The sequence below is a fragment of the Streptomyces sp. NPDC000983 genome (assembly GCF_040299205.1).
Taxonomy (GTDB): domain Bacteria; phylum Actinomycetota; class Actinomycetes; order Streptomycetales; family Streptomycetaceae; genus Streptomyces.
Genome location: NZ_JBEPBM010000002.1, coordinates 185,046 through 211,107 on the forward strand (window position 1 = coordinate 185,046; position 26,062 = coordinate 211,107).

The 26,062-nt window shown below is 69.3% G+C and carries 25 protein-coding genes; 15 read left to right on the forward strand and 10 right to left on the reverse strand.

Annotated elements, in window-relative coordinates:
• Positions 1-32: 32 nt before the first annotated feature.
• From ABT296_RS02865 to ABT296_RS02885, 5 genes are all read left to right on the forward strand, one after another.
• Positions 33-410 carry a phage holin family protein gene (locus ABT296_RS02865; protein WP_351922572.1) on the forward strand — a complete coding sequence of 126 codons (378 nt, stop codon included), beginning with the start codon at positions 33-35 and terminating at the stop codon, positions 408-410.
• 6 nt (positions 411-416) lie between these two features.
• Positions 417-908, forward strand: a complete 492-nt coding sequence (locus ABT296_RS02870) for a low molecular weight protein-tyrosine-phosphatase (RefSeq protein ID WP_351922573.1) — start codon at positions 417-419, stop codon at positions 906-908.
• Entirely contained in the window at positions 905-2,071 is a 1,167-nt protein-coding gene (locus tag ABT296_RS02875; protein ID WP_351922574.1) for a cystathionine gamma-lyase, read from the forward strand. Before ABT296_RS02870 ends, ABT296_RS02875 begins: the two co-directional genes overlap by 4 nt.
• Before the next feature lie 216 nt (positions 2,072-2,287).
• Positions 2,288-3,193 carry a LysR family transcriptional regulator gene (locus ABT296_RS02880; RefSeq protein ID WP_351922575.1) on the forward strand — a complete coding sequence of 302 codons (906 nt, stop codon included), beginning with the start codon at positions 2,288-2,290 and terminating at the stop codon, positions 3,191-3,193.
• 139 nt (positions 3,194-3,332) lie between these two features.
• Positions 3,333-3,815: an NUDIX domain-containing protein gene (locus ABT296_RS02885; protein ID WP_351922576.1), complete on the forward strand. Its 483-nt coding sequence runs from the start codon at positions 3,333-3,335 to the stop codon at positions 3,813-3,815.
• Positions 3,816-3,854: 39 nt separating this feature from the next.
• Here the strand turns inward: ABT296_RS02885 and ABT296_RS02890 are convergent, their stop codons facing one another.
• Together ABT296_RS02890 and ABT296_RS02895 are read right to left on the reverse strand one after the other, a co-directional pair.
• Positions 3,855-5,165 (reverse strand): globin domain-containing protein, encoded by a 1,311-nt coding sequence (locus tag ABT296_RS02890; RefSeq protein ID WP_351922577.1) that lies wholly within the window; start codon positions 5,163-5,165, stop codon positions 3,855-3,857.
• 429 nt (positions 5,166-5,594) lie between these two features.
• Complete coding sequence (locus ABT296_RS02895) at positions 5,595-6,227, reverse strand: HAD family hydrolase (RefSeq protein WP_351922578.1); 633 nt, start codon at positions 6,225-6,227, stop codon at positions 5,595-5,597.
• Positions 6,228-6,427: 200 nt separating this feature from the next.
• On the opposite strand from ABT296_RS02895, the gene ABT296_RS02900 reads away from it, so the two are divergent.
• Together ABT296_RS02900 and ABT296_RS02905 are read left to right on the forward strand one after the other, a co-directional pair.
• Positions 6,428-7,294, forward strand: a complete 867-nt coding sequence (locus ABT296_RS02900) for a GNAT family N-acetyltransferase (protein WP_351922579.1) — start codon at positions 6,428-6,430, stop codon at positions 7,292-7,294.
• A gap of 78 nt (positions 7,295-7,372) precedes the next feature.
• On the forward strand, positions 7,373-7,825 hold the full coding sequence (locus tag ABT296_RS02905; protein WP_351922580.1) for a GNAT family N-acetyltransferase: 453 nt from the start codon (positions 7,373-7,375) through the stop codon (positions 7,823-7,825).
• 73 nt (positions 7,826-7,898) lie between these two features.
• Here ABT296_RS02905 and ABT296_RS02910 read toward each other — a convergent pair whose 3' ends face one another.
• Together ABT296_RS02910 and dnaB are read right to left on the reverse strand one after the other, a co-directional pair.
• Complete coding sequence (locus tag ABT296_RS02910) at positions 7,899-9,284, reverse strand: serine hydrolase domain-containing protein (protein WP_351922581.1); 1,386 nt, start codon at positions 9,282-9,284, stop codon at positions 7,899-7,901.
• A 61-nt stretch (positions 9,285-9,345) separates the two neighbouring features.
• Positions 9,346-10,824 (reverse strand): replicative DNA helicase, encoded by a 1,479-nt coding sequence (gene dnaB / locus ABT296_RS02915; RefSeq protein WP_351922582.1) that lies wholly within the window; start codon positions 10,822-10,824, stop codon positions 9,346-9,348.
• Positions 10,825-11,284: 460 nt separating this feature from the next.
• Here dnaB and ABT296_RS02920 point away from each other — a divergent pair, with 460 nt between their 5' ends.
• Positions 11,285-12,622 carry an MATE family efflux transporter gene (locus ABT296_RS02920; protein ID WP_351922583.1) on the forward strand — a complete coding sequence of 446 codons (1,338 nt, stop codon included), beginning with the start codon at positions 11,285-11,287 and terminating at the stop codon, positions 12,620-12,622.
• Between the two features lie 139 nt (positions 12,623-12,761).
• Here ABT296_RS02920 and rplI read toward each other — a convergent pair whose 3' ends face one another.
• From rplI to rpsF, 4 genes are all read right to left on the reverse strand, one after another.
• A complete protein-coding gene (rplI, locus tag ABT296_RS02925) occupies positions 12,762-13,208 on the reverse strand; it encodes a 50S ribosomal protein L9 (protein WP_351922584.1) in 447 nt (148 codons plus the stop codon).
• Positions 13,209-13,226: 18 nt separating this feature from the next.
• Positions 13,227-13,463 carry a 30S ribosomal protein S18 gene (gene rpsR, locus ABT296_RS02930; RefSeq protein WP_003949403.1) on the reverse strand — a complete coding sequence of 79 codons (237 nt, stop codon included), beginning with the start codon at positions 13,461-13,463 and terminating at the stop codon, positions 13,227-13,229.
• Between the two features lie 81 nt (positions 13,464-13,544).
• The gene (locus tag ABT296_RS02935) at positions 13,545-14,138 is read right to left on the reverse strand and encodes a single-stranded DNA-binding protein (RefSeq protein WP_351922585.1); all 594 of its coding nucleotides are present in this window, start codon (positions 14,136-14,138) and stop codon (positions 13,545-13,547) included.
• A gap of 77 nt (positions 14,139-14,215) precedes the next feature.
• Complete coding sequence (rpsF, locus tag ABT296_RS02940; RefSeq protein WP_017240415.1) at positions 14,216-14,506, reverse strand: 30S ribosomal protein S6; 291 nt, start codon at positions 14,504-14,506, stop codon at positions 14,216-14,218.
• A 265-nt stretch (positions 14,507-14,771) separates the two neighbouring features.
• On the opposite strand from rpsF, the gene ABT296_RS02945 reads away from it, so the two are divergent.
• From ABT296_RS02945 to ABT296_RS02955, 3 genes are all read left to right on the forward strand, one after another.
• On the forward strand, positions 14,772-15,086 hold the full coding sequence (locus ABT296_RS02945; RefSeq protein WP_351922586.1) for a hypothetical protein: 315 nt from the start codon (positions 14,772-14,774) through the stop codon (positions 15,084-15,086).
• 174 nt (positions 15,087-15,260) lie between these two features.
• Positions 15,261-16,382: a peptidoglycan bridge formation glycyltransferase FemX gene (gene femX, locus ABT296_RS02950; RefSeq protein WP_351922587.1), complete on the forward strand. Its 1,122-nt coding sequence runs from the start codon at positions 15,261-15,263 to the stop codon at positions 16,380-16,382.
• A gap of 74 nt (positions 16,383-16,456) precedes the next feature.
• The gene (locus tag ABT296_RS02955) at positions 16,457-17,488 is read left to right on the forward strand and encodes an alanine racemase (protein WP_351922588.1); all 1,032 of its coding nucleotides are present in this window, start codon (positions 16,457-16,459) and stop codon (positions 17,486-17,488) included.
• Between the two features lie 114 nt (positions 17,489-17,602).
• Here ABT296_RS02955 and ABT296_RS02960 read toward each other — a convergent pair whose 3' ends face one another.
• The gene (locus ABT296_RS02960) at positions 17,603-19,102 is read right to left on the reverse strand and encodes a glycosyltransferase family 87 protein (protein WP_502977161.1); all 1,500 of its coding nucleotides are present in this window, start codon (positions 19,100-19,102) and stop codon (positions 17,603-17,605) included.
• A 143-nt stretch (positions 19,103-19,245) separates the two neighbouring features.
• Complete coding sequence (locus ABT296_RS02965; RefSeq protein WP_351922590.1) at positions 19,246-21,945, reverse strand: transglycosylase domain-containing protein; 2,700 nt, start codon at positions 21,943-21,945, stop codon at positions 19,246-19,248.
• Positions 21,946-22,300: 355 nt separating this feature from the next.
• Between ABT296_RS02965 and ABT296_RS02970 the strand changes: the two genes are divergently transcribed.
• The 4 genes from ABT296_RS02970 to ABT296_RS02985 all read left to right on the forward strand — a co-directional run bounded on the left by ABT296_RS02970 (position 22,301) and on the right by ABT296_RS02985 (position 26,058).
• The gene (locus ABT296_RS02970) at positions 22,301-22,984 is read left to right on the forward strand and encodes a PadR family transcriptional regulator (protein WP_351922591.1); all 684 of its coding nucleotides are present in this window, start codon (positions 22,301-22,303) and stop codon (positions 22,982-22,984) included.
• A 44-nt stretch (positions 22,985-23,028) separates the two neighbouring features.
• Complete coding sequence (locus ABT296_RS02975; RefSeq protein ID WP_351922592.1) at positions 23,029-24,111, forward strand: inositol-3-phosphate synthase; 1,083 nt, start codon at positions 23,029-23,031, stop codon at positions 24,109-24,111.
• 87 nt (positions 24,112-24,198) lie between these two features.
• Entirely contained in the window at positions 24,199-25,467 is a 1,269-nt protein-coding gene (locus ABT296_RS02980) for an MFS transporter (RefSeq protein ID WP_351922593.1), read from the forward strand.
• 123 nt (positions 25,468-25,590) lie between these two features.
• On the forward strand, positions 25,591-26,058 hold the full coding sequence (locus tag ABT296_RS02985; protein ID WP_351922594.1) for an LppU/SCO3897 family protein: 468 nt from the start codon (positions 25,591-25,593) through the stop codon (positions 26,056-26,058).
• Positions 26,059-26,062: the final 4 nt, after the last annotated feature.

Below are 26,062 nucleotides of genomic sequence, written 5' to 3' on the forward strand. Positions count from 1 at the left end.
CGTATCCGATCTCTTCTGCCACGATCAGACACATGAAGAATTTTGTAGTCAAGACGATCGCCAACGCGGGCGCCCTGGCGGTCGCCGTGTGGCTGCTGGACAAGATCACACTCACCGGGGACAGCACCGGCAAGGAGATCGGCACCCTGCTGCTGGTCGCCCTGATCTTCGGCCTGGTCAATGTTCTGGTGAAGCCGATCGTGCAGTTGCTGAGCCTGCCGCTGCTGATCCTCACGCTCGGCCTGTTCACCCTGATCGTGAACGCGTTGATGCTGCTGCTGACCTCCTGGCTCGCCGACAAGCTCGACCTGAGCTTCCATGTCGACGGCTTCTGGACCGCCGTGCTGGGCGGCCTGATCATCTCGGTCGTCTCCTGGGCGCTCAACGTCGTCCTGCCCGACGGGGACTGAGCTGCCATGTCCTACCGTGTCTGCTTCGTCTGCACCGGCAACATCTGCCGCTCCCCGATGGCCGAGTCCGTCTTCCGCGCGCGGGTGGCCGAGGCCGGTCTCGACGGCCTGGTCGACGTCGACAGCGCCGGAACGGGCGGCTGGCACGAGGGCGACCCTGCCGACCCGCGCACCGTGTCCGTCCTGGAGGAGCACGGCTACGACGGCGCCCACCGCGCGCGGCAGTTCGAGGCTTCCTGGTTCGCCCGCCTCGACCTGGTCGTGGCGCTCGACGAGGGCCATCTCAGGGCGCTGCGCAGGCTCGCCCCGACCGAACAGGACGCGGAGAAGGTGCGGCTGCTGCGCTCGTACGACCCCGCCGCCGGCGACGACCTCGACGTACCGGACCCCTACTACGGGGGCCCGGAGGGCTTCGAGGAGTGCCTGGCGATGGTCGAGGCGGCGAGCGTCGGACTCCTCGACGCCGTGCGGGAGAAGGCGCGGGAGCGGGCGGCATGAGCGGCGGCGCGCGGGAGGCTTGGGACGTGGGGGGCCTGGGGGACGTCGGGGACGGCACGCGCGCGGTGCGTGCGGGGCTGCCCGAGCCGGTCAAGCACGAACCGGTCCTGCCGGGGCCGGTCTTCGCCGCCCACTTCCACCTGCCGGGCGACCCCACCGGCCCGTACACCTACGGCCGCGACGAGAACCCCACCTGGACCCGTCTGGAGCGGGCCGTGGGCGAGCTGGAGGCGCCGGACGAGGACGGCGTGCAGACCCTCGCCTTCGCGTCCGGCATGGCCGCCGTCTCCTCGGTCCTGTTCTCCCAACTGCGCGCGGGGGACACGGTCGTCCTGCCCTCCGACGGCTACCAGGCGCTGCCCCTGGTGCGCGATCAGCTGGAGGCGTACGGCATCGGGGTGCGCACCGCGCCGACCGGCGGCGACGCCCAGCTCGACGCCCTCGACGGGGCGCGGCTGCTGTGGCTGGAGACGCCCTCCAATCCGGGCCTGGACGTCTGCGACATCCGGCGGCTCGCCGAGGCGGCGCACGCGCGCGGCGTCCTGGTGGCCGTCGACAACACCCTCGCGACGCCCCTCGGACAGCGGCCGCTGGAACTGGGCGCCGACTTCTCGGTGGCGAGCGGCACCAAGCAGCTGACCGGGCACGGCGACCTGCTGCTCGGCTACGTCTGCGGCCGTGACGGCGAGGCGATGGCCGCCGTCCGGCGCTGGCGCAAGATCGTCGGCGCGGTTCCAGGTCCCATGGAGGCATGGCTCGCCCACCGGTCCCTCGCCACCCTGCAGTTGCGCGTGGACCGCCAGGACGCCACCGCCCTCACGCTCGCCGAGGCCCTGCGCGACGGGCCGGAGGAGCTGGGGGTGCGCTATCCGGGACTCCCGACCGACCCCTCGTACGCGACCGCCGCGCGGCAGATGCGGCGCCATGGCTGCGTGGTCTCCTTCACGCTCCCCACACGCGCGCGGGCCGAGCGGTTCCTCGGCGCCCTGCGGCTGGTGGACGACGCGACGAGCTTCGGCGGTGTCCGGTCTACGGCCGAGCGGCGCGGGCGCTGGGGCGGCGACGCGGTGCCCGAGGGTTTCGTGCGGCTGTCGGTCGGCGCGGAGGATCCGGCGGACCTGGTCGCCGATGTGCTGCGCGCACTGGAGGAGTCGCGGGGCTGAACGGCCCCGGGGGTGCCCGGCCACGCTCGACGGACGGTCCGAGCCTCCCCCCTCGTGGCTCGGACCGTCCTCGGTTCCGCGCGCGAAGAACCGCGCCAACAAGGCTAGTTGACTCTGTGTCAGTGTCCAATCACGTTAGCGACAGAGACCTATCGACATATTTATAGTGGGGCGCGACCTGGGGGCCGAGGGAGGTCTGGGAAGAGGAGGTGTGCCATGGATCTGGCCTTGTTGCGCACCTTTGTGACCGTGCACCGGGCGGGCTCCTTCACCCGCGCCGCGGCTCTGCTCGGCCTGTCCCAGCCCGCCGTGACCTCCCAGATCCGCACCCTGGAGCGGCAGCTGGGACGTCCGCTGTTCCTGCGCCAGGCCCGCGGTGTCACGCCGACGACGATCGGCGACGAACTCGCCCACAAGGCGGCACCGCACCTGGACGCCCTGGTCGAGATCACCGAGACAGGCCTCGACGACGAGTCCTCGGTGCGGACGCTGCACCTCGCCGGGCCGCCCGAGTTCACCGCCGAACGTGCCCTGCCCGCGCTCACCGAGCTGACCGGGGAGGACGGCCAGGGATTCGCGCTGCGGGCGTCCTTCGGCAACGCCGAGGAGACGCTGGAAGGGCTGGCCGCCGGACATCACGATCTGGCCATCACCACGGCCCGCCCACGCGGCGCTCTGCTCACCGCGACTGCGCTCTGCGACGAAGAGCACGTCCTGCTCGCCGCCCCGCGCTGGGCCGAGAGGATCGACTCCGGGATGCCGCACCACAAGGGTGCGCCCGTGCTGGAGGACGTTCCGGTGATCGAGGTGCACGAGTCGCTGCCGTTCGTCTCCCGCTACTGGGCCTCCGTCTTCGACACCCGCCCGGCCGTCCCGGGCACGGTCATCGTGCCCGACCTGCGAGCGGTGCTGGCCTGCGCGGTCGCCGGCGCCGGTCTGGCGGTGCTGCCCCGCTATCTCTGCGGGCCCGAGCTGAGCCGGGGCGATGTCGTCGCCCTGCACGAACCCGCGGTGCCGCCGCTGCGGACGTACTTCCTGGTGGTCCGCACCGGCACCCTGGCGATGCCCCACATAGCGCGGGCCCACGAGTGGCTGCTGCAGACCGCCTCGGACTGGTGCTGAACGGACCGATGCCGGGCCCCGGCTACGCGGCACCGAACGCGTCGCCAGGAGCTGCCGGTGGCCGAGGCGTCACCCGCTGGGCGCACACCGGGACGCGTGGCGATGTTTCACGTGGAACCAGCCGGGCCACATTTCTCCCATGACCGTCCGACCCGTGGTCAAGCGCACCGCACGCGCCGTTCTGCTGGACGGCGACGACCTGATTCTGATCAAGCGCACCAAGCCTGGTGTGGACCCCTACTGGCTGACCCCCGGCGGCGGGGTCGAACCGACCGACACGACCGTCGTGGAAGCCCTCCACCGCGAGGTCCACGAGGAGCTCGGCGCCAAGGTGGTCGACGTGGTGCCCTGCTTCGTCGACACCGTCGAGCACATCGGCCCGGACGCCGAGACCACCGGCGTGAAGGTGCAGCACTTCTTCGTCTGCCGCCTGGAGTCGATGGACATCTCGCTGCGGCACGGCCCTGAGGTCGACGAGCCGATCGGTGAGTACGAGATCGTCCGGGTGCCGTTCACCCGTGTCGGCATCGCCTCGGTACATCTCGTGCCGCTGTCGCTGCGCCACTATCTGGACGGCAACATCGAGGGCGTGCGGGCGATGCACGCCCCGGACCTGGGCTGAGGCCCGGACAGCGGCTGAGGCCCCGCACTCCGGCCGAGATCAGCCCTCCGCGGTGACCAGGTCCTCCAGTGCGTCATGGCGTATCCGCTCGGAGGGCACCCCGATGTCCCGGAGCACGTCCACACCGCTGCGGATCATGCCGGGCGGGCCCGAGACATAGGCGTCGTACTCGTACCAGGGCCCGAAGCTGCGGATCGCGTCGGGCAGCTGGATCAGTCCGTGCCGGTCCACCACGGGGCGGACGGCCAGCCAGGGGTGGGACTGCTGAAGCCTGAGCATCGTGTCGATGTCGTACAGGTCGTGATCGCTGCGGGCTCCGTAGAACACCTCCACCGGGCGCCGCTCACCGCGCTCGGCGACGTCCTCGACCAGCGCCTTGATGGGGGCGATGCCGGTGCCGCCGCCGAGGCAGAGCAGTCCGCTGTCGGTGGTGTGGTCCACCGTCATCGAGCCGGCCGGCGGGCCGAGCCGGATGATGTCCCCCGGCCGGGCCCGGTGCACCAGGGCGTTCGACACCCACCCCGCGGGGACGGCCTTCACATGGAACGACAGCAGGCCGTCCGAGCGGGGCGCCGAGGCGAAGGAGTAGTGCCGCCAGATCCGCGGCCACCAGGGCGTCTCCACACTGGTGTACTGCCCGGCGAGAAAGGGGTACGGCTGGTCGGGGCGGACGGTGACGACCGCGACGTCCCGGGTCCTCAGCTCGTGCGAGACGACCTCGGCGTACCACCAGGCCGGGGCGCGCAGCTCGTCCGTTGCCGCGGCGTCGATCATCACCTGCGAGATCGTCGTGTACGTCCGCACCCAGGCCGCCTCCGTCTCGGCGTCCCAGACGGCGGAGGCATACCTGGCGAGCGCTCCGATGAGGCACTCCCCGACGGCCGGATAGTGCTCGGCGCGGGTGCCGTACTTGCGGTGGCCGCGGCCCAGGTTCTGCAGGTACGCGACCAGGACCTCGGTGTTGTCGATGTGCTCGGCGGCCGTGAGCAGCGCCTTGAGCAGCCGGTCCCGCTGGGTGTCCATGGCGGCCGGGAACAGCGAGCGCAGATCGGGGTGGCGGACGAAGAGCAGCGCGTAGAAGTACGACGTCACCTTGTCGGCCACGGGGCCGACCTCTGCCATGGTCCGGCGGACGAGGACGGCGTCCGGGGACGCCTGCTGCGCGGGGACGGACCGCTGGAGCGGGGCACCGGACCCGGAGGACGGGGGCACGGGCTGCCGGGGCCCTGCCGCGGCCGCGTCCCGAGGTGCGGCGGACTGGGGTGGCGTCGTCTGGGCGCGGGACGCGAACCAGCCGTCCCCACCGCCGGAAGTGCCGTTGTCGGCCGACGTGGTGGCCGGAGCGTCCATGGTGTGTGCCTCGCCTCGAACATTTCGGTCGGTCTGCGCACTTCCTCGCTCGGAAGATGCCTGCTTTCCCCCGCAGACGGCTGTGCCTTCCCCTTCGGTGCCCTGGCCGACGTGGCCATATTCAACCCGTGCTCACACGGCGTACGGACAAGTACGGAGGGAGTGTGACATTGACCGCAGTCCGCTCAAACGCAGCATCCCACCGCGCGTGCACACCCCGGTCGCATATGCGCAAATACGGGTCTTCGATCTCTCCGTCCCGTTAAGCTGCGTCGCCCTGCCCGCGGCCCGCGCGTACCGGATACGACCGTCCCGCGACACCCGTTCCGGATGCGAACCGGAGTCGACCCTATCGGCCCGCGCCGCGCGCACAAGTCCCCCCATCGACCGCCGCCGGACGACCAGGGATGAAGCCGTAGTTTCGTTCAATTACCGTTCCCCGCACACCAATTCATAGGCATCCCACAGATCCCTCCCGATGTACGAATGGGTTGCCAGACCGGACAGACGACGGTCCGCGTTGACCGCCACGGAGATCGGTACAACAGCGAACAAGTCCATGTCCGACCCGGAGTCCCCATAGGCGACGCAGTCGGCCCGGGTGAGCCCGAACCGTGCGCACAGACGGTCGGCGACCTCCACCTTGGCGGCAGCGCTGAGCACGCCCGCCGGATCGACCGGCTCGGTGAACGGCACCACCGGGAAGAGCGATCCGTGCGCCGCGTGCGCACCCCAGCCGAGGAGCCGTTCGACGAAGAACGACGGCGAGAGGGACACCACCGCGCAGTAGTCCCCCCGCTCACGGATCTCCGCCCAGACCTCCCGGATCCGCGCCAGCCACGGCGCGGCCTCGAAAGCCGCGGCGATGTGCGCTTCGGTGAGTTCCGCCCAGAGCGCATGGGCGCGCACCGCGTACTCCGGCGGCGCGATCCTGCCCAGCGCCGCCGCCCGGTCCAGGGCCACCGCCTCGGCCTCCAGACCGAGTTGCCGTGAGATCTCCACAGGGGCGGACGTCCCGTGCAACAGGGTGCCGTCCAGGTCGAAGAGATGCAGTCGCGCCATGACCCGTGAGGCTAGCGCCGGCAGAGCCGACGAGCCTGCGAACGAACGAACCCACCTCCACACACGCTTCGTCCATGTTTCACGTGAAACGGCCTGCCCCCACCGCGTTTTGAGCCGCCGACAGCGACATGGCCAAAAGGGCGCATGTCTCACCGGAAACGGCTGGACGAGACGGCCACCCGTCAGACAGCCTGACCTGCGTGCCGACTCCTTCCCCCGCCACTCTGCCCATTCGCCGTCTGACGCTGCGCGACCTCGCCTCCTGCGCCGACCTGTCCGAGAACCGGGGATGGCCCCGGGAGGAACACAAGTGGGGTCTCCTCCTCACCGCGGGCCAGGGGTACGGCATCGACGACCCCGACGGCGGGCTCGTCAGCGCCTGCGTGGTCACCCGGTACGGCCCGCACGAACACCCCGACCTGGCGGCCATCGGCATGGTGCTGGTGGCCGAACGACACGCCCGCCAAGGCATCGGACGCCGTCTGATGCGCCATGTCATCTCGGCCCAGGACACCACCCCGCTCACCCTCCACGCGACCCCCGGCGGCCGGCCGCTCTACGAGGAGCTCGGCTTCAAGGCCACCGGCCGGGCCGAGATGCTGCGCGGTCACTTCACGCCGGGCGGAGTGGAGCCGGGCATCGCCACCCGCCCCGCCACCGCCGACGACCTCTCCGCGATCCTCCGGCTGGACGAGGAGGTCTTCGGCTCCGACCGCACCCCGGTCATCACCCGCCTGCCCGCCTTCGCGGACCAGCTGCGGGTCGCCGAGGAGAACGGACGGATCACCGGATACGCGGCCGCCTGGCCCAACATGGACACCCATGTCGTCGGCCCGCTGATCGCCGAGGACACCCGGACCGCACAGGCACTGATCACCTCGCTCGCCGCCCGCACCGACCGCCCCCTGCGCACCGACATCGACGTACGGCACGAGGAACTCCTCGCTTGGGCGAAGGAACGCGGCCTGGCCCCCGTCGCCTTCAACGCGGTGATGACCTACGGCATCGACGGGCTGCCCGGAGACTGGAAGCGCCGCTTCGCGCCCCTCACGGTGGCGGCGGGCTGAACCTCCGCTCCCGCAGGCCGGTTCCTCTCCACGACGGGGAACCGGCCACGCTCACCCCCGGCGCATAGGGTGAGCGCCATGGGAGATCTTGAAATACGGCCGGCCACCGGGGACGACCTTCCCGCGATCGTCGCGATGCTCGCCGACGACCCCCTCGGCGCCCGGCGCGAGTCCCCCGAGGACCTCACCCCCTACGTGGCGGCGCTGGAACGCCTGAGCCGGGACCCCAACCAGCACCAGATGGTGGCCGAGCGGGACGGCAGGGTCGTCGGAACACTCCAGCTCACCATCGTCCCCGGCCTCTCCCGCCAGGGCGCGACCCGCTCGATCATCGAGGCCGTACGCGTCCACGCCGACGAGCGGGGCAGCGGTCTGGGCACGCGGTTCATCGAGTGGGCCGTCGAGGAGTCCCGCCGCCAGGGCTGCCAACTGGTCCAGCTGACCTCGGACACCTCCCGCACCGACGCCCACCGCTTCTACGAGCGGCTCGGGTTCACGGCCTCACACGTCGGCTTCAAGCTCGCCCTCTGACACACCGCCACGCCCCGCGACACAGAAACGCCCTGTTTCATGTGAAACAGGGCGTTCTCCCGCTCGGCGAGCGCTACTTGATGCCCCGCCAGCCCTCGGGATCCACCCCGCCCGGCACCGGAGCCCCCTCCTCGTACGGCTGACGGGTGAAAACGAACGACCCGAGGTCCAGATGGCTCACGCCACCGTCCGGGCGCCGTACGGCCGTCAGGAGCTCTCCCGCGTAGTAGCCCTCAAGGCCCGTCCAGGTCCCGTCCCCGTTCGCCCGGAACCGGGAGCGACGGCCCTTGCCGGACAGCGGCTCCAGCACCAGCAGCCCGTCGGCGGCCGCCCTGAGCCCGTAGCCGTACGTCCCCCAGTACCACTGCCCCACCAACTCCATTACCGCGGGATCGACTTCGGCCATCGGCCGCCAGGGTTCGGGGATCCGCGGTTCCGCCTCGGCCACGATGGCGATGAGATCGGCCACGACCAGGGAGAGCGCCGGCCCCGAGGTGCAGTTGGCGAGCACCACCGCGGCGACGTCGTCGCTCTCGCTGAAGAACAGGCTCGCCAGGAAGCCCGGCAACGACCCCGAGTGCCCCGCCAGCAGCCGCCCCTGCCGCAGCTGAATCTGGACCCCCAGCCCGTACGCCGCGCCGTCGGCCACGTCCGCGGCCTCCCCCGGCGCCGCCGGTGTCCGCATCTCCCGGACGCTCTCCGCGCTCAGCACCCGCTCGTCGCCCCGGGCGAGGAAGACCGCGAACCGCGCCAGATCGGCCGTGGTGGACCAGAGTTGTCCCGCGGCGGCCATGAGCCCGAGATCCTCCGCCGGCTCGGGCAGCATCGCGTCGGCCCACGGATGCACCGCCCAGCCGCCCGCGTGCGGAGCCTCCGGCCGCCCACCGGTGCGGCTCAGCCCGAGGGGTTCGAGCACCTCGTCACGGAGCACCTCCTCCCACGGCCGCCCCCGGAGCCTCTCCACCAGCGCGCCCAGCAGGGTGTAGCCGGGGTTCGAGTAATGGTGACGGCGGCCCACGGGATGCAGGAGGGGCTGCTCGCCCAGCACATCGGAGAGTTCGGGCCGGGTCGACCCGGGTGTCCGCTCCCACCAGGGCGCGGGCGACTCGGCCGCCAGGCCCCCGGTGTGCGCGAGGAGTTCGGCGATCGTGGCCTCCCCCGCGCCGGTGCCGGGCAGATGCTTCTCCAACGGGTCACCGAGATCGAGCAGGCCCTCGTCACGCAGCCGCAGCACGAGCACGGCCGTGAACGTCTTGGTGATCGAACCGATCCTGTACTGCACGTCGTCGTCCGGCGCATGCCCGTCCACACAGGACCGGGACCCGTGCCAGACCGTCCGCCCGCCGCGCACGACCGCGGCGACGAGCGAGGGAGCCCGCCCCTCGGACTGGGCCACGGCGATCCGGTGCAGCAAGGCCCGTCGGGTGGCCGGCAACAACTCTTCCTGGAATGTCGTCATCCCCCCAGTCCACCCCGAGCGGCCCGGGAGAGTCGAGCGCATTCCGCCCGACACCGACGGGTCAGGTCTGCGCCATGTCCACGAAACGGGAGTAGTGCCCCTGGAAGGCGACGGTGATCGTCGCCGTCGGGCCGTTACGGTGCTTGCCCACGATGATGTCCGCCTCGCCGGCGCGCGGCGACTCCTTCTCGTAGGCGTCCTCGCGGTGCAGCAGGATCACCATGTCGGCGTCCTGCTCGATCGAGCCGGACTCACGCAGGTCCGACACCATCGGCTTCTTGTCCGTGCGCTGCTCGGGACCACGGTTCAGCTGCGAGAGCGCGATCACGGGGACCTCCAGCTCCTTGGCCAGGAGCTTGAGGTTACGGGACATGTCCGAGACCTCCTGCTGACGGCTCTCGGAGCGCTTCGAACCACCGGACTGCATCAGCTGGAGGTAGTCGATGATGACGAGCTTGATGTCGCTGCGCTGCTTCAGCCGGCGGCACTTGGCACGGATCTCCATCATCGACAGGTTCGGGGAGTCGTCGATGTAGAGCGGAGCGGCCGAGACCTCGGGCATCCGGCGGGCCAGCCGCGTCCAGTCCTCGTCCGTCATCGTGCCCGAGCGCATGTGGTGCAGGGCCACCCGCGCCTCGGCGGACAGCAGACGCATCGCGATCTCGTTGCGCCCCATTTCGAGCGAGAAGATGACGCTGGGCAGGTTGTGCTTGATCGACGCCGCACGGGCGAAGTCCAGCGCGAGGGTGGACTTACCCATGGCGGGACGGGCCGCGATGACGATCATCTGCCCCGGGTGCAGACCGTTGGTGAGCGAGTCGAGGTCGGTGAAGCCCGTCGGCACACCCGTCATCTCGCCGCTGCGGGAGCCGATCGCCTCGATCTCGTCGAGGGCGCCCTCCATGATGTCGCCGAGCGGCAGGTAGTCCTCGCTGGTCCGCTGCTCGGTGACCGCGTAGATCTCGGCCTGCGCCCGGTTGACGATCTCGTCGACGTCGTCGTCGGCGGCATAACCCATCTGCGTGATCCGGGTACCCGCCTCGACCAGGCGGCGCAGCACGGCGCGCTCGTGGACGATCTCGGCGTAGTACTCGGCGTTGGCCGCCGTGGGAACCGTCTGTACGAGGGTGTGCAGATACGATGCGCCGCCGACCTTGTTGATCTCGCCGCGCTTGGTGAGTTCCGCGGCGATGGTGATCGGGTCGGCCGGCTCACCCTTGGCGTAGATGTCGAGGATCGCCTGGAAGATCGTCTCGTGCGCGGGCTTGTAGAAGTCGTGGCCCTTGAGGACCTCGACCACGTCTGCGATGGCGTCCTTGGACAGGAGCATGCCACCGAGGACGGACTGTTCCGCATCCAGGTCCTGGGGCGGCACCCGCTCGAAGGCCGAGCCGCCACGGTCCCACTCGCCGTTCTCACGGCCGCGGTCGTGCTGCTCGTCGCGGCCCCGTCCGGCGTCGCCCCGGCGACGTGAGGCGGGCAGACGGTCACTGGGCCCGCTGTCGGCCCACGGGTCGTCCAAGGGCTCGGAAATGCTCACCGAGCAACCCCCTCCCGTCCGCCGAGCGGACCTCGCCGTGCCCCTCATTTCTACGGCACGGCACTGACATCCAAGAGGCCCAACTCCGCTTCTGACGCGTCTGTTTTGTGCTGATTTCTCGACCGACGGACGGCGGGGGGCGACGGACCACGTTAGGCCCCTCGGCAGCTCCAGCCAATCTGGTTATCCACAGGCCTTGTGGACGACGGCCCTGATGCTGTGGAGAACTCCGCGAAACCTGTGCACGACGCGGTGGACAGCCCTGTGAACAAGACCGCACCCTTCTCGATGAGCCCGCTCTGACCAGCACGTTTCCCATCCACGGGCTGTGCAGAACAAAAAAACTCCCACTCGGCCCAAGATCAGCTCGAACAGTGCGCGATACCACAGGCCCCCACCGGGGAAGTAAGGGTCAGTTTCACATTGCATCTCTTACCTGTGGACGATTAAATTGGTGCTCATGACACAGGCTCCCGCGACCCCCAAGGCCGTACGCCGTCGGCACGATCGAGAGATCATCGCGCTGGCCGTACCGGCCTTCGGCGCCCTTGTCGCCGAGCCCCTCTTCGTCATCGCCGACAGCGCGATCGTCGGCCATCTCGGCACCGCCCAGCTCGCCGGACTCGGAGTCGCCTCCGCGCTCCTGATGACCGCCGTGAGCGTCTTCGTCTTTCTCGCCTACGCCACCACCGCGGCCGTCGCCCGACGCGTCGGCGCGGGTGATCTGCAGTCCGCCATCCGCCAGGGCATGGACGGCATCTGGCTGGCCCTCGCCCTCGGCGCCGCCGTCATCGTGACCGTGCTGCCGACAGCGCCGTTCCTGGTGGAACTCTTCGGCGCCTCCGACACCGCGGCCCCCTACGCGACGACCTATCTGCGGATCTCCGCACTCGGCATACCGGCCATGCTGGTCGTCCTCGCCGCCACCGGAGTCCTGCGCGGCCTCCAGGACACCAGAACCCCGCTCTACGTCGCCGTCGCGGGCTTCGTCGCCAACGCCCTCCTCAACGTCGGCCTCGTCTACGGCGCCGACCTCGGCATCGCCGGATCCGCCTGGGGCACCGTTCTCGCCCAGTGCGGCATGGCCGCCGCCTATCTCGTGGTCGTCGTCCGAGGAGCGCGCAGACACCAGGCCTCGCTCCGTCCCGACCCGGCCGGCATCAGGGCCGCCGCCCAGGCGGGCGCGCCTCTCCTGGTCCGTACCCTCTCGCTGCGCGCCATCCTGATGATCGCCACCGCGGTCGCCGCCCGGCTCGGCGACGCCGACATCGCCGCCCACCAGATCATCCTGTCCCTGTGGAGCCTGCTGGCCTTCGCCCTCGACGCCATCGCGATCGCCGGACAGGCGATCATCGGGCGCTATCTGGGCGCGGACGACGCCGAGGGCGCACGAGCAGCCTGTCGTCGCATGGTGGAGTGGGGCATCGCCGCCGGCGTGGTGCTGGCCGTGCTCGTGGTGGTCGCCCGGCCGCTGTTCCTGCCGTTGTTCACCAGCGATCCGGCGGTGAAGGACACCGCACTCCCCGCCCTGCTGATGGTGGCGCTCTCCCAGCCGATCTGTGGCGTGGTCTTCGTCCTGGACGGCGTCCTGATGGGTGCGGGTGACGGACGGTACCTCGCAGGCGCCATGGTGGTCACCCTGGCGGCGTTCACCCCGGTCGCCCTGCTCGTCCCGGTCCTGGGCGGCGGGCTGACCGCGCTCTGGGGCGCGATGACGCTGATGATGACCGTGCGAATGCTGACGCTCTGGCTGCGCGCCCGCTCGGGACGGTGGATCGTCACGGGCGCGAGCCGCTGACTGTTTCACGTGGAACCGGCGTTTCACGTGAAACATGACCGCGACCGTCCCACCGGCAGGCCGTCGTCATGACACGAAGAGGGGGCCGCACCCATTGGGTGCGGCCCCCTCTCTCAGCTCAGCGAGCCGAACTCGGCGATCAGGCCGAGATGACCTCGATGTTGACCTTGGCGGCAACCTCGGGGTGCAGACGCACGGACGTCTCGTGGGCGCCCAGGGTCTTGATCGGAGCGGTCAGCTCGATGCGACGCTTGTCGACCTCGGGGCCACCGGAAGCCTTGATCGCCGAGGCGACGTCGGCCGGGGTGACGGAGCCGAAGAGCCGACCGGAGTCGCCGGAGCGAACGGCCAGACGGACCTTGACGCCCTCGAGCTGGGCCTTCACCTGGTTGGCCTGCTCGATGGTCTGGATCTCGTGGATCTTGCGAGCACGACGGATCTGCTCGACGTCCTTCTCGCCACCCTTGGTCCAACGGATCGCGAAGTTCCGCGGGATCAGGTAGTTGCGAGCGTAGCCGTCCTTGACGTCGACGACGTCGCCGGCAGCGCCGAGGCCAGAGACCTCGTGGGTGAGGATGATCTTCATGTTTCGGTCACCCTTCCTTTAGCGCGCGGTGGACGTGTAGGGCAGCAGCGCCATCTCACGGCTGTTCTTCACGGCCGTGGCGACGTCACGCTGGTGCTGCGTGCAGTTGCCGGTCACGCGGCGGGCACGGATCTTGCCGCGGTCGGAAATGAACTTCCGCAGCATGTTCGTGTCCTTGTAGTCCACGTACGTGACCTTGTCCTTGCAGAAAGCGCAGACCTTCTTCTTCGGCTTGCGCACAGGCGGCTTCGCCATGGTGTTTCTCCTGTGTGATCAAGAAGTTTGGGTACGACCCGCCCTCGACCGGATCAGGCCCGGTAGCCCGGACCCGAGGGTCTAGAAGGGGGGCTCGTCCGAGTAGCCGCCGCCACCGCCGCCGCCGGAGTTTCCACCCCAGCCACCGCCACCGCCGCCCTGCTGGCCACCGGCGGGAGCGCCGGTCGCCCACGGGTCGTCGGCGGGAGCGCCGCCGCCCTGCTGGCCGCCACCGGAGCCGCCGCCCCAGCCGCCGCCACCCTGGCCGCCACCGCCACCGCCACCGAAGCCACCGCCCTGGCCACCGCGGCCGGCGGTCTTGGTGACCTTGGCCGTGGCATTGCGCAGGCTGGCGCCGACTTCCTCGACGTCCAGTTCGTAGACCGTGCGCTTGACGCCCTCACGGTCCTCGTAGGACCGCTGCTTCAGCCGGCCCTGCACGATGACGCGCATGCCTCGCTGGAGCGACTCGGCGACGTTCTCCGCCGCCTGACGCCAGACCGAGCAGGTCAGGAACAGGCTCTCGCCGTCCTTCCACTCATTGGTCTGACGGTCGAAGGTGCGGGGAGTGGACGCGACACGGAACTTCGCGACCGCCGCACCGGAAGGGGTGAAGCGCAGCTCGGGGTCGTCGACAAGATTGCCGACGACCGTGATGACGGTCTCGCCTGCCATGGATGAACCTCTCGGCGGGTTTGCTGCTGGCTGCTGGTGCTGCTACTCGAATCCCGAGATCAGCTGAGCGGGAGAGCTCAGTGGGTCTCGGGGCGGAGGACCTTGGTCCGGAGGACCGACTCGTTCAGGTTCATCTGGCGGTCGAGCTCCTTGACGACCGCAGGCTCGGCCTGCAGGTCGATGACCGAGTAGATGCCCTCGGGCTTCTTCTTGATCTCGTACGAGAGACGACGACGGCCCCAGGTGTCGACCTTCTCGACCTTGCCGTTGGCCTCACGGACAACGGAGAGGAAGTTCTCGATCAGGGGGGCGACAGCGCGCTCCTCCAGATCGGGGTCGAGGATGACCATCACCTCGTAGTGACGCATGTGGAACCCACCTCCTTTGGACTCGGCGGCCACGGTCGTTCCGTGGCAGGAGGGTTGTGATGCGTACGCAACGGTATCGGCCACCACTGACAATCGGGTTCCCTCTCGGGATTCCCTGTCCAGGGCATGGGCAGACACCGGTGCAGACGGTACAGAGTACCCGCACACCTGCTTCCGGTTGAAATCCGGGCTGGAGAGCAGACAATCTGTACACATCGGGTGTGTATGGCGCTACGATGCGCCGCCTTCCGCAGGAGGTGCCCTCATGGCACAGGCAATGCGACCCAACACCGTCGGCGGCCTTTTCGCCACGGACGGAAAGCCCCACCCTCTCCAGGACACGCTGCTCGCGGTGACCCTGGTGATGGGCGTCGTCTCGTTCGTCACGGCGATGTTCCACGATCTGCACCTGCTCAGCTCCTGGACCGGCCTGGTGGGCATCGCCACCGGCGCCTACGGCCAGTGGATCTCGGAGACCACCCGGGAACGCTTCGGCCTGATCCTGGGTCTGGGCGCCTCTGCCATCGGTTTCTACCTGGGCCTGGCCCACGGCGGTCTCTTCGGCGGGGTCGTCGGCTGACGCCGTAGCCCCCTCGGAGCCGCGTGACACCACCTCGCTTCGCCCCGGCGGCCCACAGGCCGGGGTGAAGCATCCGTACGCCCGGTCGAACCCGACGCGGGGCGCAGTAGGCTTCGGCGCTAGAGCCGGAGCCCCTGAACCCATGGGGACACACCAGCCCGAGGAGCGCCCCGAATGAGCCTGACCCTGAGGACCATCAGTCGCGAGCAGCATCTGGCGTACATCCAGAGCCTGCCGGCGGCTAGCCACATGCAGGTCCCGGCCTGGTCGGACGTCAAGGCGGAGTGGCGCTCCGAGAACCTCGGCTGGTTCGACGACCGTACCGGCGAGATGGTCGGCGCGGGTCTGGTCCTCTACCGGCAGCTCCCCAAGATCAAGCGCTATCTGGCCTATCTGCCCGAGGGCCCGGTCATCAACTGGTTCGCGCCGAATCTGACCGACTGGCTGGAACCGATGCTCGCGCACCTGAAGCAGCAGGGCGCCTTCTCCGTGAAGATGGGCCCGCCGGTGATCATCCGGCGCTGGGAGGCGACCTCGATCAAGGCGGGCATCCAGAACCCGGACGTGAAGCGGCTGCGCGACATCGAGGCCGACTTCATCGAGCCGCGCGCCTTCGAGGTCGCCGACAAGCTGCGCCGCATGGGCTGGCAGCAGGGCGAGGACGGCGGCGCCGGCTTCGGCGACGTCCAGCCGCGCTACGTCTACCAGGTGCCGCTGGCCAACCGCTCCCTGGAAGAGGTCCACAAGAACTTCAACCAGCTGTGGCGCCGCAACATCAAGAAGGCCGAGAAGGCCGGTGTCGAGGTCGTCCAGGGCGGTTACCACGACCTCGAGGAGTGGCAGCGGCTGTACGAGATCACGGCGGTCCGCGACCACTTCCGGCCCCGCCCGCTGGGGTACTTCCAGCGCATGTGGACGGCCCTCAACTCCGAGGACCCCAACCGCATGCGGCTGTACTTCGCCCGCCACAACGGCGTGAACCTCTCGGCGGCGACGATGCTCATCGTCGGCGGGCACGTCTGGTACTCCTACGGCGCCTCCGACAACATCGGCCGTGAGGTCCGGCCCTCGAACGCGATGCAGTGGCGGATGCTGCGCGACGCCTACGCGCTCGGCGCGACCGTCTACGACCTGCGGGGCATCTCCGACTCGCTGGACGAGTCCGACCACCTCTTCGGCCTGATCCAGTTCAAGGTGGGCACCGGCGGCCAGGCCGCCGAGTACCTCGGCGAGTGGGACTTCCCGCTCAACAAGCTGCTCCACAAGGCGCTCGACATCTACATGTCGCGCCGCTGAACCACGGGCATTTGCTTCGATAGCTTCCATACCTCTGATACACCGCAGCCACGAGAAAGGTTCCAGGTCCGGCCATGGCGCTCACGCTCTACGTCGACACCGCGCGCTGGCGGGCGCATCACAAGCACGTGCAGGAGCAGTTCCCGGGACTCGTCCCGGTCTGCAAGGGCAACGGCTACGGCTTCGGGCACGAACGTCTCGCGGAGGAGGCGACCCGCCTGGGCTCGGACGTCCTAGCCGTGGGCACCACGTACGAGGCCGCGCGCGTCAAGGACTGGTTCGGCGGTGACCTGCTGGTGCTGACGCCGTACCGGCGCGGCGAGGAGCCGGTGCCGCTGCCCGACCGGGTCATCCGCTCGGTGTCCTCGATCGACGGCGTCTACGGCCTCGTGGGTGCCCGGGTGGTCATCGAGGTGATGTCCTCGATGAAGCGGCACGGTGTGAGCGAGCAGGACCTGCCGCAGCTGCACTCGGCCATAGAGAACGTCCGGCTGGAGGGCTTCGCCATCCATCTGCCGCTGGACCGCACCGACGGCTCGGACGCCGTCGAGGAGGTCATCGGCTGGATGGACCGGCTGCGCGCCGCGCGGCTGCCCCTGCACACGATGTTCGTCAGCCACCTCAAGGCCGAGGAACTCGCCCGGCTCCAGCAGCAGTTCCCGCAGACCCGCTTCCGCGCCCGCATCGGCACCCGGCTCTGGCTGGGGGACCACGAGGCCACGGAGTACAGCGGCGCGGTCCTGGACGTCACGCGTGTGACCAAGGGCGACCGCTTCGGCTACCGGCAGCAGAAGGCGGCCTCCGACGGCTTCCTGGTGGTCGTGGCGGGCGGCACCTCGCACGGGGTGGGTCTGGAGGCCCCCAAGGCCCTGCACGGCGTCATGCCGCGCGCCAAGGGCGTGGCGCGCGCCGGCCTCGCCACGGTCAACCGGAACCTTTCCCCGTTCGTCTGGGGCGGCAAGCAGCGCTGGTTCGCCGAGCCGCCGCACATGCAGGTCTCCATCCTGTTCGTGCCGTCGGACGCGCCGGAGCCGAAGGTCGGGGACGAGCTGGTGGCCCATCTCCGGCACACCACCACGCAGTTCGACCGGATCGTCGACCGCTGAGCCGTCTCGCCCGAGCCCTTCAGTGGCAGCGAAAAGGCCGTGCACGGGGTGCTCCCCGCGCACGGCCTTCGTTGTCCGCGGGCCGCAACACCGCGGCCCACCGGCTCTGTTCGCTCAGAGCGAACGGCCTTCGGGTGCCGGTCCGCCCCATTCCACCTGGGGTCCGTCGAAGGCGTCCGCGTGCTTGGGCAGATGCGCCGCGGGCCCAAGGGCGAAGACGTCCTCCGCACCGTCGAGCACACCGCCCGACGGATCGTCGTCGCCCGCCCGCCGGACCACGTCCCGCTCGGGCATGAGGATGTCGCGGACGATCACGGCACACAGGTAGAGCGTGCCCGCCAGGTGGATGCCGATCGCCCAGTGGTACCCGTCGGTCGGCAGTCCCTTGTGGGCGTCTCCGCTGGTCGTGTACGCGAGGTACATCCAGATGCCCAGGAAGTACGCCACCTCGCAGGCCTGCCAGATCAGGAAGTCCCGCCACTTCGGCCGGGCCAGCGCGGCGAGCGGGATCAGCCACAGCACGTACTGCGGCGAGTAGACCTTGTTGGTGAGGATGAACGCCGCGACGATCAGGAACGCGAGCTGGGCGAAGCGCGGCCGGCGCGGGGCGGTCAGGGTGAGCGCGGCGACCCCGGCGCAGCACAGCAGCATCAGCAGCGTGGCGAGGGTGTTGACGGTCTCGGTGTCGAGCGGGTCGCTGGAGTTCTGGGCCAGGATCAGCCAGAAGGATCCGAAGTCGACGCCCCGCTCCTGGCTGAACGTGTAGAACTTCGACCAGCCGTCGAACGCGAGGAGCATGACAGGGCCGTTCACGACCGTCCAGGCGACGGCCGTGCCGCCCAGGGCCTTGCCGAAGTCCCGCCACTTGCCGGCCCGCCAGCACAGTACGAGCAGGGCGCCCAGCAGCAGCACCGGGTACAGCTTCGCGGCCGTGGCGAGCCCCAGGAGGACACCGAAGGCCAGCGACCGCCCCCGCGCCCACATCAGCATCGCCGCGGCCGTCAGGGCGACGGCCAGCAGGTCCCAGTTGATGGTCGCGGTCAGGGCGAGGGCCGGCGCCAGCGCGAGCAGCAGTCCGTCCCAGGGGCGCCGGGCGTGGGTCCGGGTCACGCAGACGGCGATGACGGCCGCGCAGGCCATCAGCATCCCGGCGTTGACCATCCAGTACCACTGCTCCTGGTCCTGGATGCTGCCGGTGCCCGGCGTGAGCCAGGAGGCGACCTCCATGAACACACCGGTGAGCACCGGGTACTCGAGGAACTCCATGTCACCGGGGAGCCTGTCGAAGTACGGCACCAGATTCTCGGCGAAGCCCCGGCCCTGGTAGAGGTGCGGGATGTCCGAGTAGCAGGCGTGTGTGTACTGCGAGCTGGCGCCGAAGAACCAGGCCCCGTTGTAGCAGGGCGCCTTCTGGACCAGGCCGAGGGCGAACACGCCGATCGCCACGAGCGCGATGATCCGCACGGGGGTCCACCACGACGTCCCCAGCAGGGCACGCCGTCCGATGGGGCCGCCGATCAGCTCGCTGCCGTTGCGGGCGACCGCGTCGTCCTTCGTGGGCCGCACCGGTCCGGGCTCGTGCACGCTCTTCGGCGTCGTCTCTGCACTGGGCATGGGGCACATCCTGCCGTACGAGTCTGGGAATACGCCGAGGGCCGCCGCACCTGGTCGGTACGGCGGCCCATGTTTCACGTGAAACACCCGCGCCGGGTCATACGGCACCCAATCGGGCGCCGCCCCGGGATCAGCCGGTCGCGCTAGCCGGTGGAGCCTTCGAAGAGGCCTCCGTTGCCGTTGCCATTGCCGTTCCCGTTGCTCGTGTCCTCGGACACCGTGGGCGAGGGCGAGGTCGTCACACCGCCGTCCGTGCCTCCGTTGTCCGTCCCGCCGTCGTCCTCGCACCAGAACCCGTTGCAGGTCTCGCTCGGGGTCGGGGTGGGAATGGTCCGCGTCGGGGTCGGCGTCGGAGTCGGAGTCGGAGTCGGCGACTCCTCCTCGGTCTCGGTGGGAGTGGGCGTCGGGCTCGGAGTGGCGTTGATGACCTCACCGATGGGCTCCGGGACGGGGAAGGCCTTCGCCGGCTGGCCCTTCAGCGCCTGCTCCATGTAGTCGTGCCAGATCTCGGCCGGGAACGAGGCACCGTGGATCGACTCCTGGTCACCCGTGCCGTACATCTCCAGGAACTTACGGTTCTTGATCGTCTCGTCGTCCGGGTACCGGAACATGCTGATCGCCGTCGACAGCTGCGGGGTGTACCCGACGAACCAGGCCGACTTGTTGCCGTCGGTCGTACCGGTCTTGCCGGCCACCTCACGGCCGGTGAGCTGGGCGGCGGTACCCGTGCCCTTCTCGACCACGGTCTTCAGGACGTCGGTGACGTTGTCGGCGACTTGGGCGGTGAAGGCCTGCTTCGTCTTGTCCTCGTGCTTGAAGACCGTGCCCTCGGCGCTCTTGACCTCGGTGACGGAGTAGGGCTCGCGCTGCTCGCCGCTGGCCGCGAAGGTGGCGTAGGAGCCCGCCATACGGATCGTGCTGGGCTCGGAGATGCCGATGGAGAAGGACGGGAAGCTCGTGCCCGTCAGGCTGTCCTCCTTCAGGCCCGCGTCGACGGCGGCCTCCTCCACCTTGTCCAGGCCGACGTCCATGCCGAGCTGCACGAAGGCGGAGTTCGCCGAGAACTGCATGGCGGTGCGCAGGTCGACCATGTAGTCCGGGGCCTCGCCGAGCGACTCGTCGCCGTCGTTGGCCTGGAGCCACTCCTTGCCCTTGTCGTCCTGCCAGACGTCGCCGTCGTACTCCTTGATCTTCAGGTCGTTCTCGCCGCTGTACAGGCTCTTCGGGGAGACCTTCCTGCGCTCGTCCTGCGCCTGCGTCTCACCGAGGTCGGGATTGCGCACGCCCCACTTCATGGCCGCCGCGAGGACGTACGGCTTGAACGTCGATCCGACCTGGGCGCCGGTGACGTCTGCGTTGTTGGTGAAGTGCTTGGTGGCGTCGCTGCCGCCGTAGATCGCCTTGATGGCACCCGTCTCCGGGTCCACCGAAGCACCGCCGAACTGGACGTGCGTGTCCGTCTTCGGGCGCTTCTTGGGATCGATGTTCGCCTTCTGGACCTTCTTCACCGCGGCCTCGAGCGCCTTGACCTTCTTCTTGTCGAAGGTCGTGTAGATCGAGTAGCCGCCCTGCTGGAGGTCGTTCGCGCTGATGTCGGTGTTGTTGATGACGTAGGCCTTGGCGAGGTCGACGAGGTAGCCGACCTGGCCGCCCAGCGCGGTGTTCGAGCGGGGGTTCTGCGTCTTGGGCAGTTCCTTGTACTTGGCCCGGTCGGTGGCGCTGAGGTGGCCGTACTCGACCATCTTGTCCAGGGTGTCCTGCATCTGGATCGTGGCCCGCTTGGTATTGGCCTGCTGGGTCGCACCCACCGGGTCGATGGAGGTCGCGCCCGCCGGGTCGTAGTACGTCGCGCCCTTGAGTACGGCAGCGAGGAAGGCGCACTGCCCGGTGGTGAGGTCGACCGAGTCCTTGTTGAAGTACGCCCGCGAGGCGGCCTGGATGCCGTAGGCGCCGCGGCCGTAGTAGGCGGAGTTCAGGTAACCCGCCATGATCTGGTCCTTGGAGAACTTGGCGCCCACCTTGACCGACACGAAGATCTCCTGGAACTTCCGGGAGACCGTCTGGGACTGGTCGTCCAGCATCGCGTTCTTGACGAACTGCTGGGTGATGGTCGAGCCACCCTGCGTCTCGCCGCCCCGCGCCATGTTGAACACCGCGCGCGCGATGCCCTTGGGGTCGATGCCGCTGTCGGTTTCGAAGGTCTTGTTCTCCTGGGAGATCACCGCGTTGCGCATGTCCTCGGGGATCTGGTCCAGCTTGACGATCTGGCGGTTGGTCTCACCACCGGTGGCGACCATCACCGTGCCGTCGGACCAGTAGAAGACGTTGTTCTGCGCCTCGGCGGTGTCCGCCACGTTGGGCACGCCCACCATGGCGTAGCCAATGCCCGCGATGGCCACCAGGCTGCCCATGAAGCCCAGGCACAGGCCCGACACCAGCTTCCAGGACGGCATCCAGCGACGCCAGCCGTCCTTGCCCGCGCGCGGATAGTCGATGATCCGCTTCTTGTCGGGAACGGCGGCCCGTCCACGGCCCCGGCCGGGACCGGTGGACCCTCCGGGTCCGCCCCGCCGGCCACCCGGGCCTGGCTCTGCTCCTCTGCGGCGGCCACCCCCACCGCCTTGCGAGGCACGGCGGGCCGCGGCGCGGCCGCCGTACGGCAGCGCCTCGGCGGCATCGTAGGAATCCGACCCGTGGGAGCTGGTCCCATGCGAATCGGCGGTAGATCCGGTGGCGCCTCGCGGTGCCGCGCGGCGGCCGGAGGACGGGCCGGGCTGGCCGCGTCGGGCCGCGGCACGTCCGCCTTCCTGCGGCTGCGGCGGTTTGCGACGGTGCTCGCTCATCGAACGACTACTCCTCGGGCAGGCGCACCCGTGTGACGCGCCTGGAAACGGCGGCAGGTTTCCGGTCCCCCCGAAGTACGGATGTGGTCGCTTCCGCATTCACCCGTACTGCACCGAGGACGACGACGCCCCCAGGCGTCACTTGGTTCCCGGTGGTGTGCATGGCGCACAGACTACGCACCGTCAAAACCTGCCGAGCCCCGAAGTTCACCCCAAATCAGGCAACTCGCATCCCATGAATCAGTGATGTGATCCCGTTCACGATCCTCCCCCTTGTCGCACACGCGGAGCCGTTCTATCGTCTTGATGTATCGAGTCGATACATCAACGCGAGATAAGGACGAGGAGGCGAAGGATGAGCCGACGGGCCGGGATCCTTGAGTTCGCCGTCCTCGGCCTGCTCCGTGAATCTCCGATGCACGGCTATGAGCTGCGCAAACGACTCAATACGTCACTGGGTGTGTTCCGTGCGTTCAGCTACGGCACGCTCTATCCCTGCCTCAAGACGCTGGTCGCCAACGGCTGGTTGATCGAGGAGCCGGGAAACGCCCCCGAGGACGCCCTCGCAGCGTCCCTCGCCGGCCGCCGCGCCAAGATCGTCTACCGGCTGACGGCGGAAGGTAAGGAGCACTTCGAGGAACTGCTCTCCCAGACCGGCCCCGACGTGTACGAGGACGAGCACTTCGCCGCCCGGTTCGCCTTCTTCGGGCAGACCTCGCGCGATGTCCGCATGCGCGTACTGGAGGGCCGCCGGAGCCGTCTGGAGGAGCGTCTGGAGAAGATGCGGGCCTCCCTGGCACGCACCCGGGAACGTCTGGACGACTACACGCTTGAGCTCCAGCGCCACGGAATGGAGTCCGTGGAGCGCGAAGTGCGCTGGCTGAACGAGCTCATCGAGAGCGAGCGGGCCGGGAGGGACCTCAAGGGGTCCGCCCCCGGGGGGCCCGCACAGCAGGACACCACATCTGGAGCGACGGGCGGCCTGCCCCGTACCGGGGGCGACCCCGGCGCGGATACGCCCGACGACACCGCCACGTGAGCGCTCACACAGGGCCTCACTCGTACACACAGGGAGCAACCGGAATGGGTTCGGTTCGCGTAGCCATCGTCGGCGTGGGCAACTGCGCCGCGTCGCTGGTGCAGGGCGTCGAGTACTACAAGGACGCCGACCCGGCGTCCAAGGTCCCGGGCCTGATGCACGTCCAGTTCGGCGAGTACCACGTCGGTGACGTGGAGTTCGTCGCGGCCTTCGACGTCGACTCGAAGAAGGTCGGCCTCGACCTCGCGGACGCCATCGGCGCCTCCGAGAACAACACCATCAAGATCTGCGACGTGCCGAACTCCGGCGTCACCGTCCAGCGCGGCCACACCCTCGACGGTCTCGGCAAGTACTACCGCCAGACCATCGAGGAGTCCGCCGAGGAGCCGGTCGACGTCGTCCAGATCCTCAAGGACCGCCAGGTCGACGTTCTCGTCTGCTACCTGCCCGTCGGCTCCGAGGACGCGGCGAAGTTCTACGCCCAGTGCGCCATCGACGCCAAGGTCGCCTTCGTCAACGCCCTCCCGGTCTTCATCGCCGGCACCAAGGAGTGGGCGGACAAGTTCACCGAGGCGGGCGTCCCGATCGTCGGTGACGACATCAAGTCGCAGGTCGGCGCCACCATCACGCACCGCGTCATGGCGAAGCTGTTCGAGGACCGTGGTGTGCGCCTGGAGCGCACGATGCAGCTGAACGTCGGCGGCAACATGGACTTCAAGAACATGCTCGAGCGTGACCGCCTCGAGTCCAAGAAGATCTCCAAGACGCAGGCCGTCACCTCCCAGATCCCCGACCGGGACCTCGGCGAGAAGAACGTCCACATCGGCCCGTCCGACTACGTCGCGTGGCTCGACGACCGCAAGTGGGCCTACGTGCGCCTCGAGGGCCGCGCGTTCGGCGACGTCCCGCTGAACCTGGAGTACAAGCTCGAGGTCTGGGACTCCCCGAACTCCGCGGGTGTCATCATCGACGCCCTGCGCGCCGCGAAGATCGCCAAGGACCGCGGCATCGGCGGCCCGATCCTGTCGGCGTCCTCGTACTTCATGAAGTCCCCGCCGGTGCAGTACTTCGACGACGAGGCCCTCGACAACGTCGAGAAGTTCATCAAGGGCGAGGTCGAGCGCTAAGGCTCCGCGAGTCCGCTCCTGCCAGAGCCGAGAAGGGTCCCCGGGTCGTACGACCCGGGGACCTTCCCGTATGTGAGGCTGAGCCCCATGTCCGTCGCCCGCGACCTGCGCGTTCTGCTGCGTTTTCGGAACTTCAGGCGTCTGCTCGCCCTTCGGCTGCTCTCCCAGGGCGCCGACGGCGTCTACCAGGTCGCGCTCGCCACGTACGTGGTCTTCTCCCCGGAGAAACAGACATCGGCCGCCGCGATCGCCTCCGCCATGGCGGTCCTGCTCCTGCCGTACTCCCTCGTCGGCCCCTTCGCCGGCGTCCTGCTGGACCGCTGGCAACGCCGCCAGGTCTTCCTCTACGGCAGTCTCCTGCGCGCCCTGCTCGCCTCGGCGACCGCCGTGCTGATGGTCAGCCAGGTCCCGGACTGGCTCTTCTACGCCTCCGCCCTGTGCGTCACCGCCGTCAACCGCTTCGTCCTCTCCGGCCTCTCCGCCGCCCTTCCCCGCGTCGTCGACGGCGAGCGCCTGGTCATCGCCAACTCCCTCTCCCCGACGGCCGGCACCCTCGCCGCGACCGCGGGCGGCGGCCTCGCCTTCGCCGTACGGCTGCTGGTGGCGGACTCCGACGCGGCGGTCGTCCTGCTCGGCGCCGCGCTGTACCTGTGCGCGGCGCTGGCGTCCCTGCGCATGTCCCGGGAGCTGCTGGGCCCCGACCGGGAGTTGGTACGGCCGGGGCTGCGCACGGCCCTCACCGGCACCGCGCGCGACCTCGTGGCGGGGGTGCGCCATCTGGCCACCCCACCGCGCAGGGAAGCGGCCTGGGCGCTGGCCGCGATGACGCTGATGCGCTTCTGCTACGGCGCCCTGCTGGTCATGCTGCTGATGCTGTGCCGGTACACCTTCTCCTCCGACACCGACTCGAACGACGGGCTGGCGCTGCTGGGGCTGGCGTTGGGCATCTCCGGCGCGGGCTTCTTCACGGCGGCCGTACTGACGCCGTGGGCAGCGGGGCGTCTCGGTCCGGGCCGCTGGATCGTCGTGTGCGCCGGCACCGCCGCGGTCCTGGAACCCGCCCTGGGGCTGCAGTTCGCCGTCGTGCCGATGCTTCTCACCGCGTTCGTGCTCGGGTTGACGACACAGGGCGCCAAAATCGCCACGGACACCGTCGTGCAGTCCTCGGTCGACGACGGCTTCCGCGGCCGCGTCTTCTCCCTCTACGACGTCCTGTTCAACGTCGCCTTCGTCGGCGCGGCCGGAGTCGCGGCGCTGATGCTGCCGCCTGACGGCCGCTCAGTGGCCCTGGTGGTAACAGTCGCCGTTATCTACGGTGCGGTTGCTGTGGCTATGGCCCGTTTTGAACGCCGATAAGTGTCACATCAGTGCCACAGAGACCCTCCTGACTTCTGGAGTGTCAGTGGGGCCCGATAACTTACGTGAGTCTTATGCGCGCTCCGTTCGCGTCACTCACCCATGTTCGAGGGGGACCCCCAAGTGACAACTCCGCCGCCCCAGGGCCAGAACCCGTTTGCTCAGGGCCAGAACCCGTACGCCCAGCCCCAGGGCCAGGACCCCCAGCAGCCGGGCTTCCCGCAGCCGGGCGCAGCCCCGTACGCGCCGGTCCCGCCGGAGCAGCCCCGCCGCAAGCTCAGCTTCAAGACGATCAAGAACATCGTCGTGGCTGTCGTCGTCATCGGCGTGGTGGTCGGCGGCTACATAGCGAGCCGTGACGACGCGGACACGGCGAAGGTCGGGGACTGCATGAGCATCTCGGACCCGGACAGCACGACCGACCCGGGCCTGGAAGTCGTGGACTGCAGCGACTCCAAGGCCAGGTACAAGGTCGCGGAGAAGAAGGACGGCACCATCGCGGGCTGCGACCGCACCAAGTACTCGGAGTACACCGAGACCGGCGGCAGCAAGGACTTCACGCTCTGCCTGGCGGACTACACCGCCAAGTAGGTCA